This is a genomic window from Affinirhizobium lemnae (genome assembly GCF_022968395.1).
Lineage (GTDB): Bacteria > Pseudomonadota > Alphaproteobacteria > Rhizobiales > Rhizobiaceae > Neorhizobium > Neorhizobium lemnae.
Genome location: NZ_JALJQZ010000034.1, coordinates 28,471 through 39,896, shown reverse-complemented (window position 1 = coordinate 39,896; position 11,426 = coordinate 28,471). Strand labels below are relative to the sequence as shown.

The following is an 11,426-nucleotide window of genomic DNA, read 5'->3' as shown; positions in this document are numbered from 1 at the left end:
CTTGGTTTCGTCTCGGACGTCTGGAGCTGCCTCTTTACAAGAGCAAGCACAGCCGGCCGCCGCCCAAAGGGCGTCGTTACATTTTCGGGATGCATTTTCCTACCTTTCGAAAGGCAACAGAAAAACGCTCGCCGGAACGACGTCAAAGACTCTTGACGGGGATTCTGAGAAGTGCGATTCTCTCAACCGACCAAAGTGGAGAAGGCTCTTCGGAATTCATTTCGGAGGGCTTTTTCTTTGCCGATTTTGCTTCACCGTGAAACAGTCCAGCGGCTCAATTCATCATCAATCCCCATCGCGATTCTGTTTTTGAAATTGTTCGTAAAGCTCATCCAGTCTCGCTGACACAAACTTGGCGAACGCTGGAACAGCCTTTTCTTCGAAAACGATGGACGTCTTGCCATCGTTCGCTTCGATGCTCACTGCGCGCTTACCCGTCGGAGTTCTCCAAACGTCCGTCGACTCAGATCTCTTTTTGCTTACCTTGGGGTGCCCGGACAACTCACGCAGCAAGCCACTAAGACGCGCATCGCTGTCTAGCCGCTGTTCAACATATCCTCTTAGAATCTGCTGGGCCGCTTCGACCATTGATGGATTTGCAAGATGTTCGGCCAGAGCCATCCATCTGGCGCGTCCCGCCTTGGGCGCGGGGCCAATCAAGTTTACGACACTGTCCGGCAATCGTCGGGCCACCGCAATGTATCTGCTCACATCCGCTTTATCCGTAACGAGAGCAGAAATAATAGTGGCGCGGTCGCACCCACCGTCCTCCAGATTTCGTGCAAAAAAGGCCTTTTCGATAAAGGATAGATCTTTCCGATCCAGATTTTCCCGGCCTTGGGCAATGTAGAGTTGGCTGTCAGAAAGACTTTTAACAATTGCTCGGACAGGTCGCCCGAGCTGTTCGGCAGCTCTCAAACGGCGTCGTCCATATGCAATCTGAAACCTCCCCGCAGTTTCAGGATTTGGACGAACAAGGATCGGCACCTGCTGCCCATGTTCAGCAATACTTGCTACCAGCGCCTCAAAATCGGGGTCGACCTCGAGCTGTATGCGATCAGTTATCTTTGAGTTATCGATCGCAGACGGGTCGAGGGAAACGACCGGTTCACCTTCGGCCAATTGTTGCTGCAGCTTGGTTACTTGCTTGGCATTTTCCGCCATTTCATGGAGTGAGGACCCCATCGCCGATATTGCACCAGTGCGCACCCGATCAGGAGACCTGGCCGGTGACGATGCGGTGACGACCGGCTTTTTCATGAAGAGGTTGTCGATGGAATCCTTGCGGCTCATGAACTTACTCCAGGATGAGAGTCCCGATCAATTGGCTCGCTGTTGGGAGCTCCCAACAAACGCGGTTCAACACTCTGGGAAGATGGGCTGATCGGAATGGTTGGGAGCTCCCAACAATCCGCGATATCATTATGTGGAGAACCGAATTGGGTACTCATGCCCGACCCCAAGCCTGCTTAATCAATGTCTCAACCTCCGAGTTGACCGCCTCCAACGACTCCATCGCCCGATCATAGGTGGAGCGAGTCATGTTCTCACGACCAATCTCATAGAGGGTCTGCTTGGTCAGGCCGGCGTCCGATACCGCTGCAGACTTCAGCATGGGATTCGTCAACACGTAGTCATCAAAAAGATTACGGAGCAGAGCCGCGACCTTCGTTTGAGGAGCGTCTTGAGGCTCATATCTGGTCAATAGGTAGCGGATGAAATCATATTTGAGTTCGCCGCCAGCATCCCGCACTACACCGAGCAGATCACGCGTCATCAAAAGGAACTGACTCATCGACGATATGTCGAGCATCTGCGGATGAATCGTGATGATCATCGCAGTCGCTGCGCACAATCCACTGAGCGTTAGGAAGCCGAGCTGAGGAGGGCAGTCAATCACGACGACGTCGTAGTTGTCGGCAACCTCGTCAAGCGCCGCCGCCACTCGTGCAAAGAACAGCGTTTCGCCTGAAGCCCCCGCGCTGAGCGCTCTGGGCGTCGTATGCTCAAACTCCATCAGTTCTAGATTACCTGGGACGAGATCCAGGCCGTCGAAGTAAGTTGGCCGGATCACCTCCGAAAGTGCGCGACGCTCTTCGTCGTAACGAATTGCAGCATATAGAGTCTGGTTTGACGCGACATCCAATTCCGGAAGAACGCCTAGCAGTGCCGAAAGACTGGCTTGTGGATCGAGATCGACGGCTAGAACGCGATAGCCCTGGAGAGCCAGAAATTGTGCCAAATGAGCTGTCGTTGTCGTTTTGCCGGACCCGCCTTTGAAGTTGGTGACGGCAAGGACTTGCAGATGCTCACCTGGGCGACGGTGAGGGACAAATTCTATCGTCTCTCTACCGCGTGTCGATTGGGCGAGCAGTCGACGAATCTGGTTGATCTCACTGAGATTATATAGGCGCCTCCCGTTACTCGTAGTTTCCGGCTGCGGTCCTTCACCAGCCAGCGTCATCTTGCGCAACGTGGAATCAGATATTCCGATCAAACGAGCAGCTTCACCCGACGTAAACTTACGGAGGACCTTTTGTGAAGTCGGCGGGAACAGCGCCTCGCTCATAGACTGAAGCTGAGAGCTCAGGAGTTCAGCCTGCGCCCCGATCGTTTCATCAGCACTTGGGAGGCTGTGCCTATTCACGTTTTTAGCCACGCTCACGATGATCTCTCTTATCACGGATTTTAAGCCGAAACGGCCTGTTTACCGTGACGATACCTGCAACCAGTTTCTTGGCAAGGACTTAATGGTTAACGAAACCTTAATCGACGCATTGCCAACTACGGTAACCCAAACAGATTACGTATTTTATACAGTAACTTAGCATCTCCCTTGTAGCTTCCTGTTCCTCATTTGTTTTATTGTGAATCCTGCAACTTGCCGAACCCGTAAAGCAGTCGATTTCTCTGCCAAACGCATGCGGTCGCCATGTCTACCGCGACTCAGCGCGATTCTCATTTGTCGAATCCTACAACTGCCGCTCGGTTCCGATCCGTGCACATATCTCAATCGACTCAACATCGACGGAGATATCCATGCAGCTACTGGCGATTTCGACACCTCGAACCGCAAAAGAAGAGAGACTGCTCGCTGCCCAGCACGCCCTCCGGGCAAAAGTCTTCGCCGACCGGTTGGGATGGGAAGTCGACGTTGATGACGGGATGGAGATGGATCGATTCGATGATCTACGTCCAACATACATTCTAGCTGTCGGGGGTGACGATCGTGTCCATGGCTGCGCACGGCTTCTACCCGCCACCGGGCCGACAATGATCCAGGAGATTTTCCCGTCACTTCTTCCAGATGGGAGGCTCTTTGCTCACGCCGCAATGATCGAAAGCTCACGTTTTTGCGTCGATACGCAATCGCAAGGATCGAGTGCGCAGAGCTCCATCAACAACGTCACGCAAGCAATGTTTGCTGGCATCATCGAGTGGTCAATCGTCAACGGCTTTAGCGACATCGTCACCGTGACGGATCTGCGGTTTGAGCGGATCCTCTCCCGTGTCGGATGGCCATTGCAACGACTGGGAACACCTCAAAAGATTGGCGTCACCACGGCAATTGCAGGCGTTCTCCCCGCAGACCGCGCTTCGTTCCAGCGGTTGCAGCCACCGCACTATCGGTCGCTCATCGCTACTTCCTTCCACAAGGCCGCTTGAGGACAGCCACGTGACCCAGCTTCTTTCCCATCCAAGACTTGTACGCAAGCTCCAGGAGGCGCTAGGCGATCAGCTATGCGTCGCGCTCGACGACAGTAATGTCGTTGAAATCATGCTCAATCCAGACGGCAAGCTGTTCATCGAACGGCTTGGTCACGGCGTAGCGCCTGCCGGGGAAATGTCATCCGCTGCGGCGGAGATGGTCATCGGGACTGTTGCGCACGCTCTTCAGTCCGAGGTCGATACCAATCAACCTATCATCTCCGGTGAGCTGCCAATCGGGGGGCACCGGTTCGAAGGCCTGCTGCCTCCCATCGTTGCAAAACCGGCGTTCACTATACGCCGGCGTGCCTCACGTCTCATTCCGCTCGATGACTATGTTCGCACCGGCGTCATGACAGACCTGCAAGCAGGAACGATCAGAAGCGCGATCGCCTCGCGATTGAACATCATCATTTCAGGCGGGACCGGCTCCGGGAAAACCACGCTAGCCAACGCAGTGATCGACGAAATCGTAAGAAGTGCGCCAGAGGATCGACTGGTGATCCTCGAAGATACGGCGGAGATCCGGTGCGCCGCCGAGAACGCCGTTCTTCTCCACACAAGTGACAGCGTTGATATGGCCCGCTTGCTCAAAAGTACGATGCGCCTTCGACCTGATCGCATCGTCGTCGGCGAGGTGCGCGATGGCGCAGCCCTCACGCTTCTTAAAGCCTGGAACACAGGGCATCCGGGCGGCGTCGCAACCATCCACTCCAACACCGCCATGTCCGCACTCCGCCGGCTTGAACAACTCACGGCAGAGGCAAGCCAACAGCCAATGCATGAAGTCATTGGTGAGGCCGTTGACCTCATCGTTTCGATCGAGCGCACGCCCCGCGGCAGGAGAGTCCGTGACATCATAACCGTCGAGCGTTTTGCCAAAGGCGAATACGAAATCCAGTCCGAGCACCTTACGGAAGAACAGGAAGCCCGTCATGTTGCGTAAGACCAATGTTTTCGCTTTTTCAGTAATAGCAACTCATTTTGCCTTCGTGGTGCCGGCGATGGCGAGCTCAGGTGGTGGCAGCCTTCCTTGGGAAGGTCCTCTGGAGCAGATCCAGCAATCGATCACAGGTCCAGTCGCTGGATACATCGCGCTCGCAGCCGTTGCCATCGCTGGCGGTATGTTAATCTTCGGCGGCGAACTCAACGATTTCGCGCGCAGGCTGATGTACGTCGTCCTGGTCGCCGGCATTCTGCTCGGTGCGACGACGATCGTCGGCCTCTTTGGCGCCACCGGTGCATCGATCGGCATTTCGGAGAAAGTCACCTCTACCTTCCCAGCTATAAAATCAGGGGAGGGCACAGATGGCTGAAGCTGCCTCAAGACTGCAACGAAATCGCATTCATCGCGCGCTGTCGCGTCCGAACCTTTTGATGGGCGCCGACCGCGAGCTGGTGCTGATCACCGGGCTCGCCGCCGTGATCCTGATCTTCGTTGTCCTGACGGTCTACTCGGCGCTCTTCGGTGTGGCCGTCTGGATCGTCATCGTCGGTCTGCTTCGCATGATGGCCAAATCCGATCCGCTGATGCGGCAGGTCTATGCCCGTCACATTTCCTACAAGCCCCACTACCGGCCAACGGCCGCGCCGTGGCGAAGATACTGAGGTGTCCTGATGGTTGCCCTCAAACGATTCCGCGCGACCGGTCCCTCGTTCGCTGATCTGGTTCCATACGCCGGCCTTGTAGACAACGGCGTCCTGCTGCTGAAGGACGGCAGCCTGATGGCTGGCTGGTATTTCGCGGGCCCGGACTCCGAAAGTGCCACCGACCTCGAACGCAACGAGCTCTCCCGGCAGATCAACGCGATCCTGTCGCGTCTGGGAACGGGCTGGATGATCCAGGTCGAAGCCATCCGGGTGCCGACAGTCGACTATCCCACGCCGGACCAGTGCCATTTTCCAGACCCTGTCACCCGTGCGATCGATGCCGAACGCAGAATCCATTTTGAGCGGGAGCATGGGCATTTCGAGAGCAAGCACGCGATCATACTCACCTATCGGCCTCTCGAGTCGAAGAAGACGGCGTTAGCCAAATACATCTACTCGGACGAGGAGAGCCGGAAGAAATCCTATGCCGACACGGTGCTATCAGTGTTCCACAACGCCATTCGGGAGATAGAACAGTATCTGGCCAACACCCTGTCGATCGCCCGCATGCAAACCCGGGAGGTCCGCGAGAGGGGAGGCGAGCGGGTCGCACGCTATGACGACCTCCTGCAGTTCGTTCGATTTTGCATCGCGGGGGAGAGCCATCCGGTTCGCTTGCCCGAAGTCCCGATGTATCTCGACTGGCTGGCAACGGCAGAGCTGGAGCATGGTTTAACGCCAAAGGCCGAAAACCGATTCCTCGCGGTGGTCGCCATTGATGGCCTACCGGCGGAGAGCTGGCCCGGCATCCTCAACAATCTCGACCTGATGCCGCTGACCTACCGCTGGTCGTCGCGCTTCATCTTCCTCGATGCGGAAGAGGCGCGCCAGAAGCTCGAACGCACACGAAAGAAGTGGCAGCAAAAGGTCCGCCCGTTCTTCGATCAGCTGTTTCAGACGCAAAGCAGATCGATCGATCAGGATGCGATAACGATGGTCGCCGAGACCGAGGACGCGATCGCTCAGGCCTCGTCCCAGCTTGTCGCATACGGTTATTACACTCCGGTCGTCATCCTGTTCGATGAGGATCGCGAAGCGTTGCAGGAAAAGGCGGAAGCTATCCGTCGATTGGTGCAAGCCGAGGGGTTTGGAGCGCGTGTCGAAACCCTGAACGCGACAGATGCGTTTCTCGGCAGCCTGCCCGGGAACTGGTACGCCAATGTCCGTGAGCCGCTTATCAATACGAGCAATCTGGCGGATCTCGTCCCGTTGAACTCGGTATGGTCGGGCAATCCGGTGGCGCCATGCCCCTTCTATCCGCCGAACTCGCCGCCGCTGATGCAGGTTGCCTCAGGATCGACCCCGTTTCGTCTGAACCTGCATGTCGACGATGTCGGCCATACGCTGATATTCGGGCCAACTGGATCGGGAAAATCGACGCTCCTGGCCCTTATCGCCGCGCAATTCCGCCGCTATGCGTTCGCCCAGATCTTTGCCTTCGACAAGGGCAATTCGCTCCTTCCCCTGACACTCGCTGCCGGCGGCGATCACTATGATATCGGCAACGACCAGAGCGGGGAGGGAAGGGCCTTGGCATTCTGCCCCCTATTCGATCTCTCGACAGATGGCGATCGGGCATGGGCGACCGAGTGGATCGAGACGCTTGTCGCCCTGCAGGGCGTTACCATCACGCCGGACCATCGTAATGCGATCTCGCGCCAGATCGGACTGATGGCCACAGCACCCGGAAAGTCGCTGTCGGACTTTGTCAGCGGCGTGCAGATGCGCGAAATCAAGGATGCGCTCCATCACTACACAGTCGATGGCCCGATGGGTCAGCTTCTCGACGCCGAAGAAGATGGCCTGACGCTTCGAGCGTTTCAGTGCTTCGAGATCGAGCAGCTCATGAATATGGGCGAGCGTAATCTGGTGCCTGTCCTAACCTACCTCTTCCACCGCATCGAGAAGCGGCTGGACGGCTCGCCTAGTCTAATCCTCCTCGACGAGGCATGGCTGATGCTCGGGCATCCTGTGTTCCGCGACAAGATCCGGGAATGGCTGAAGGTTCTCCGCAAAGCCAATTGCGCCGTCGTTCTGGCGACGCAATCCATCTCCGACGCTGAGCGCTCCGGCATCATCGACGTGCTGAAGGAGTCCTGCCCGACCAAGATCTGCTTGCCGAATGGCGCTGCGCGCGAGCCGGGCACGCGGGAATTCTACGAGCGGATCGGGTTCAATGAGCGCCAGATCGAGATCGTCTCAAGCGCCATCGCCAAGCGCGAGTATTACGTCGCCACGCCAGACGGACGGCGGCTCTTCGATATGTCGCTCGGGCCGGTGGCACTGAGCTTTGTCGGAGCATCTGGAAAGGAAGAACTGAAGCGGATCCGCGCGCTGAAGGCGGAACACGGCCAGGAATGGCCAGCCCATTGGCTTGAATCGAGAGGAGTTCACGATGCCACGTCGCACCTCAACGTCCGGTAGCTGGATCGTCGCAACGATGACTGCGGCAATCGCGCTGTCGCCGATTGCTTCCGCCCATGCGGGATCTGCAACGGGCGCGGCCACCGAATGGACGCAGCTCGCCAACAATGCGCAGCTCATCGACCTTCTGAAAAGCTCTGGCCTGCAGGTTGATAACCAGCTGACGCAGATCACCCAACTCGCGGAACAGATTCAAAATCAGCTGAAGATCTACGAGAACATGCTGCAGAACACGGCGCAGCTCCCTGATCATATCTGGGGCCAGGTTGAGAGCGATCTCAACCGACTGCGCAGCATTGTCGATCAGGGGCAGAGCATCTCGTTCTCGATGGGCAATGCCGACGACGTTCTCCAGCAGCGGTTCAAGAGCTATGCGGATCTGAAAACCAATCTGCCGAATGCTGTATCCTTCTCGAGCACCTACCAATCCTGGTCAGACACAAACCGGGACACGATCGGCAGCACGCTGAAGGCGGCGAGCCTGACAGCGGATCAGTTCGATACGGAAGAAGGTACGATGAGTTCGCTGCGATCCATGTCGGAGTCGGCCGACGGCCAAATGAAGGCCCTCCAGGTCGGACACCAGATTGCCGCCCAGCAGGTTTCACAGATGCAGAAGCTGCGTGGTCTTGTCTCGCAGCAAATGACGATGATGGGGACATGGCTCCAAACCGAGCAGACGGACAAGGACCTCGCGCAGGCCCGGCGTGAGAAATTCTTCAAATCAACGGCTCCCTCAACATCCGGCGGCGAAAAGATGAAGGTGGAATGGTGAGAACGAAACTGATCTTGGCCATCCTCGCCGCAATCATCTCTGTTGGAGGAACAGGCCTGTGGTTCCTGATCTCAGAGAGACAGGGAGCGCGAGAGCGGCACGAAAAGTTCTTTGGGTCGACGAGGGAGTATCCGACGTCGGGCGGCGAGAAGATGAAGATCGAGTGGTAGGCGCATGACCTCTGAGCTCAAAACGATCAGGGGCATTACGGTGCTCGTCGCATTCATCGTCGTGTCGTTCCAACCCGCAATTGCGCAGGAGGGGTCGGTCCTAACGGCCCTCCAGAACGAGATCACTACTGCCGCAAAAGGTTGGGAGACCACCGTCATGGATGCGGCGAGATCGCTGTTCTGGATTCTCGCAGGGATCGAAATCGGTATTGCCGCGGTCTGGCTGGCGCTTCAGGCCGCGTCGCTCGACAGCTGGTTTGCTGAACTGGTCCGGCGCATCATGTTCGTGGGCTTCTTCGCATTCGTTCTCGCGCAGGGTCCGACCTTCGCGAAGGCGGTCGTCGATAGTCTATTTCAGATCGGCGCTGGTGGAGGCACGGCTTCGCCAGCCGATGTGTTCAACGCAGGTCTGACCGTCGCGACCAAGATGTCAGAGAAAGTGCAATTCGGGCTGTTCGAGGACAACGCGCTCGCCATTTCGGCGGCCTTTGCGATGGTCGTAACGGTGATCGCATTCTCGCTCGTTGCCGCGATCTTCGTATCCGTGATGGTCGAGATGTATCTCGGTCTGCTCGCGGGAATGATCATGCTCGGATTGGGAGGCTCGTCCTTCACCAAGGACTTCGCCATCCGCTATCTCATCTATGCATTCTCAGTCGGCATGAAGCTCATGGCTCTGGTCATGATTTCCCGGATCGGCTCCGAAGTCTTGATAGGCCTAGCGAACCGGCCCGACGTCGGGGACCAGTTTCAGACCGCATTAGCGATCGCCGGGATCGCGGTCGTGGTCTTCATTATCGCCATGTATGTCCCGAACATTATCCAAGGCGTTGTTCAAGGAGCATCGGTCACAGGTGGAATGGAAACCATCCGTCACGGTGGACAGGCTGCATCATTTGCACTTGGAGCAGCGTCGCTCGCAGCGGGGGCGGTCGGAGCTGGCGCCGCGGCGGCTCAATCCGCACGCGCCGCAGGATCCTCTATTGCAGGCGCAGCACTTCGCGGGATGGGAGCCGGTATCGGGTCGGCTGGGAAGGCGGCCGGCTCGGCCGCCAAGGAAAAGGCGATCGGTTCGCCCGGAGCCTATGCCGGCTCGATCATGGGACTCGCCAACGCCAAGCTCGATCAGAGCCGCACCGGTCAATCCGGCCCCAAGACGCCACCCGAACGAAACGACAAGTAATCATCAGAAAGGCGACAAGCGATGGCAGCAAACCGGCCGCCCGACAGCCCTTACCTTGCCGCGCGGCAGGAATGGACGGAACGATATGGATCCTATGTCCAGGCCGCACGCGCATGGAGGATCGTCGGCATTCTTGGGCTATCGATGGCCGTGATTGGCTTCACCTATGCCATGTATCTCAGCACGCAGGTCAAGCTGGTGCCCTACATCGTTGAGGTCGACAAGCTCGGCACCTCGGTGACAGCAGGCTTCCCCCAGCAGATCGAGTACGCCGATGCCCGGGTCGTTCGCGCAACGCTCGGCAACTTCATCACCAGCCTGAAATCGATCACGCCGGATGCCGTGGTGCAAAAGCAATACATCGACCGGACCTACGCGCTTCTCAGGACGTCCGATCCTTCGACCCAGAAGATCAATGCCTGGTTTCGCGGCAATTCGCCGTTCGAAAAGGCCAAGACATCGACAGTCGCCATTGAGGTCAACAACATCGTGGCGCTGTCTAACCAGACCTACCAGATCGACTGGACCGAATACGAGCGCGACCGCAAGGGCAAGGAAATCGGCACGCGCCGGTTTCGCGGCATCGCGACTGTCGCGCTCACCGCGCCACAGGACGAGGCGATCATCCGCCTCAACCCGATCGGTCTTTATGTCCAGGACTTCGACTGGACCGCACAGCTTTAAGGGCAGGGGAATTCACATGCACAAAACAGGATTGATCGCGGCCGCCGGCTGCATGGCCGGGCTCGTCCTTGCGGGCTGCGCGATGGCACAGAGCATGACGTCGAACGAAGTGAAGGGGACCAACATCTCGCGGAAATGGCGGGGCACGCCGGGTCTGGTAACGACCGGTCCCGATGGAAAGGTTATTTTCCTCTTCGGTGAGACCCAGCCCTCCGTTGTGTGCTCACCGCTTCAGGTCTGCGATATCGAGCTGCAGGGTGGCGAAATCGTCCGTGATGTGCTTGTCGGTGACACCGTACGCTGGAAGGTCGAGCCGGCGACATCAGGGGCGACCGGCGGACAGGCGATCCACCTGATTGTCAAGCCGTCGGAGGCCGGCCTCGTCACGTCCATGGTCGTCACCACGTCCCGGCGGACTTACCATATACAGCTCAAATCCCATCCCAGCCAGTACATGGCCCGCATCGGATTTGAGTACCCAGAAGACGTGTCGACCAAGCTGGCCGACATCAATGCCCGGCTTGAGACCGGCGGCATTCCGGGAGCCGCTCCGGACAAGCTAAACTTCTCCTATTCGGTCAGTGGTAGCGCCTCATGGCGGCCGAAGCGCGTCTATTCCGATGGCTCCAGGACCTACATCCAGTTTCCGCGGTCGATCTCAGGGCAGGACGCGCCTGTCCTGTTCGTTGTCAGCGGTGGCCAGAACCGGATCGTGAATTACCGCATGAAAAACGACATGATGATCGTCGACTACGCCGTGGAAAAGGCCGTGCTCGTCTCCGGGGTCGGCTGGCGCCAGCAGAAGATCACAATCCGGCGAGGAGGTTGACGG

At 57.6% G+C, this 11,426-nt stretch carries 13 protein-coding genes; 11 read left to right on the top strand and 2 right to left on the bottom strand.

Annotated elements, in window-relative coordinates; genetic code table 11:
• Nucleotides 1-260: hypothetical protein (locus MUU53_RS17675; protein WP_247262060.1), on the top strand; the 260-nt coding region annotated here is incomplete at its 5' end.
• 25 nt (nt 261-285) lie between these two features.
• On the opposite strand, the gene repB is transcribed toward MUU53_RS17675, so the two are convergent.
• Together repB and repA are read right to left on the bottom strand one after the other, a co-directional pair.
• Nucleotides 286-1,293 (bottom strand): plasmid partitioning protein RepB, encoded by a 1,008-nt coding sequence (gene repB / locus MUU53_RS17670; protein ID WP_247262057.1) that lies wholly within the window; start codon nt 1,291-1,293, stop codon nt 286-288.
• 154 nt (nt 1,294-1,447) lie between these two features.
• Nucleotides 1,448-2,665 (bottom strand): plasmid partitioning protein RepA, encoded by a 1,218-nt coding sequence (gene repA / locus MUU53_RS17665; RefSeq protein WP_112635415.1) that lies wholly within the window; start codon nt 2,663-2,665, stop codon nt 1,448-1,450.
• 374 nt (nt 2,666-3,039) lie between these two features.
• Here repA and traI point away from each other — a divergent pair, with 374 nt between their 5' ends.
• The 10 genes from traI to trbG are packed head-to-tail and all read left to right on the top strand — an operon-like array spanning nt 3,040 to nt 11,423.
• A complete protein-coding gene (traI, locus tag MUU53_RS17660) occupies nt 3,040-3,666 on the top strand; it encodes an acyl-homoserine-lactone synthase (RefSeq protein ID WP_112635409.1) in 627 nt (208 codons plus the stop codon).
• Nucleotides 3,667-3,676: 10 nt separating this feature from the next.
• Complete coding sequence (gene trbB / locus MUU53_RS17655) at nt 3,677-4,654, top strand: P-type conjugative transfer ATPase TrbB (protein WP_112635407.1); 978 nt, start codon at nt 3,677-3,679, stop codon at nt 4,652-4,654.
• Entirely contained in the window at nt 4,644-5,024 is a 381-nt protein-coding gene (locus MUU53_RS17650; RefSeq protein WP_112635405.1) for a TrbC/VirB2 family protein, read from the top strand. Before trbB ends, MUU53_RS17650 begins: the two co-directional genes overlap by 11 nt.
• Nucleotides 5,017-5,316 carry a conjugal transfer protein TrbD gene (locus MUU53_RS17645; RefSeq protein ID WP_172891011.1) on the top strand — a complete coding sequence of 100 codons (300 nt, stop codon included), beginning with the start codon at nt 5,017-5,019 and terminating at the stop codon, nt 5,314-5,316. Before MUU53_RS17650 ends, MUU53_RS17645 begins: the two co-directional genes overlap by 8 nt.
• Before the next feature lie 9 nt (nt 5,317-5,325).
• The gene (locus tag MUU53_RS17640; protein ID WP_247262056.1) at nt 5,326-7,782 is read left to right on the top strand and encodes a conjugal transfer protein TrbE; all 2,457 of its coding nucleotides are present in this window, start codon (nt 5,326-5,328) and stop codon (nt 7,780-7,782) included.
• Nucleotides 7,754-8,557: a P-type conjugative transfer protein TrbJ gene (gene trbJ, locus MUU53_RS17635; protein ID WP_377307161.1), complete on the top strand. Its 804-nt coding sequence runs from the start codon at nt 7,754-7,756 to the stop codon at nt 8,555-8,557. The genes MUU53_RS17640 and trbJ overlap by 29 nt, the downstream gene beginning before the upstream one ends.
• Nucleotides 8,551-8,727 carry an entry exclusion protein TrbK gene (trbK, locus tag MUU53_RS17630; protein ID WP_112635388.1) on the top strand — a complete coding sequence of 59 codons (177 nt, stop codon included), beginning with the start codon at nt 8,551-8,553 and terminating at the stop codon, nt 8,725-8,727. The genes trbJ and trbK overlap by 7 nt, the downstream gene beginning before the upstream one ends.
• 4 nt (nt 8,728-8,731) lie before the next feature.
• A complete protein-coding gene (gene trbL / locus MUU53_RS17625; protein WP_172891009.1) occupies nt 8,732-9,910 on the top strand; it encodes a P-type conjugative transfer protein TrbL in 1,179 nt (392 codons plus the stop codon).
• A gap of 21 nt (nt 9,911-9,931) precedes the next feature.
• A complete protein-coding gene (locus MUU53_RS17620) occupies nt 9,932-10,594 on the top strand; it encodes a conjugal transfer protein TrbF (protein WP_112635384.1) in 663 nt (220 codons plus the stop codon).
• Nucleotides 10,595-10,610: 16 nt separating this feature from the next.
• Nucleotides 10,611-11,423: a P-type conjugative transfer protein TrbG gene (trbG, locus tag MUU53_RS17615; protein ID WP_247262055.1), complete on the top strand. Its 813-nt coding sequence runs from the start codon at nt 10,611-10,613 to the stop codon at nt 11,421-11,423.
• The last annotated feature ends 3 nt before the right edge of the window (nt 11,424-11,426 follow it).

What these genes read in the sequence shown, in the direction of transcription:
- repB (WP_247262057.1), bottom strand. Translation starts at nt 1,293, where the DNA reads ATGAGCCGCAAGGATTCCATCGACAACCTCTTCATGAAAAAGCCGGTC.
- traI (WP_112635409.1), top strand. Translation starts at nt 3,040, where the DNA reads ATGCAGCTACTGGCGATTTCGACACCTCGAACCGCAAAAGAAGAGAGA.
- MUU53_RS17650 (WP_112635405.1), top strand. Translation starts at nt 4,644, where the DNA reads ATGTTGCGTAAGACCAATGTTTTCGCTTTTTCAGTAATAGCAACTCAT.
- MUU53_RS17645 (WP_172891011.1), top strand. Translation starts at nt 5,017, where the DNA reads ATGGCTGAAGCTGCCTCAAGACTGCAACGAAATCGCATTCATCGCGCG.
- MUU53_RS17640 (WP_247262056.1), top strand. Translation starts at nt 5,326, where the DNA reads ATGGTTGCCCTCAAACGATTCCGCGCGACCGGTCCCTCGTTCGCTGAT.
- trbJ (WP_377307161.1), top strand. Translation starts at nt 7,754, where the DNA reads ATGCCACGTCGCACCTCAACGTCCGGTAGCTGGATCGTCGCAACGATG.
- trbK (WP_112635388.1), top strand. Translation starts at nt 8,551, where the DNA reads ATGGTGAGAACGAAACTGATCTTGGCCATCCTCGCCGCAATCATCTCT.
- trbL (WP_172891009.1), top strand. Translation starts at nt 8,732, where the DNA reads ATGACCTCTGAGCTCAAAACGATCAGGGGCATTACGGTGCTCGTCGCA.
- MUU53_RS17620 (WP_112635384.1), top strand. Translation starts at nt 9,932, where the DNA reads ATGGCAGCAAACCGGCCGCCCGACAGCCCTTACCTTGCCGCGCGGCAG.
- trbG (WP_247262055.1), top strand. Translation starts at nt 10,611, where the DNA reads ATGCACAAAACAGGATTGATCGCGGCCGCCGGCTGCATGGCCGGGCTC.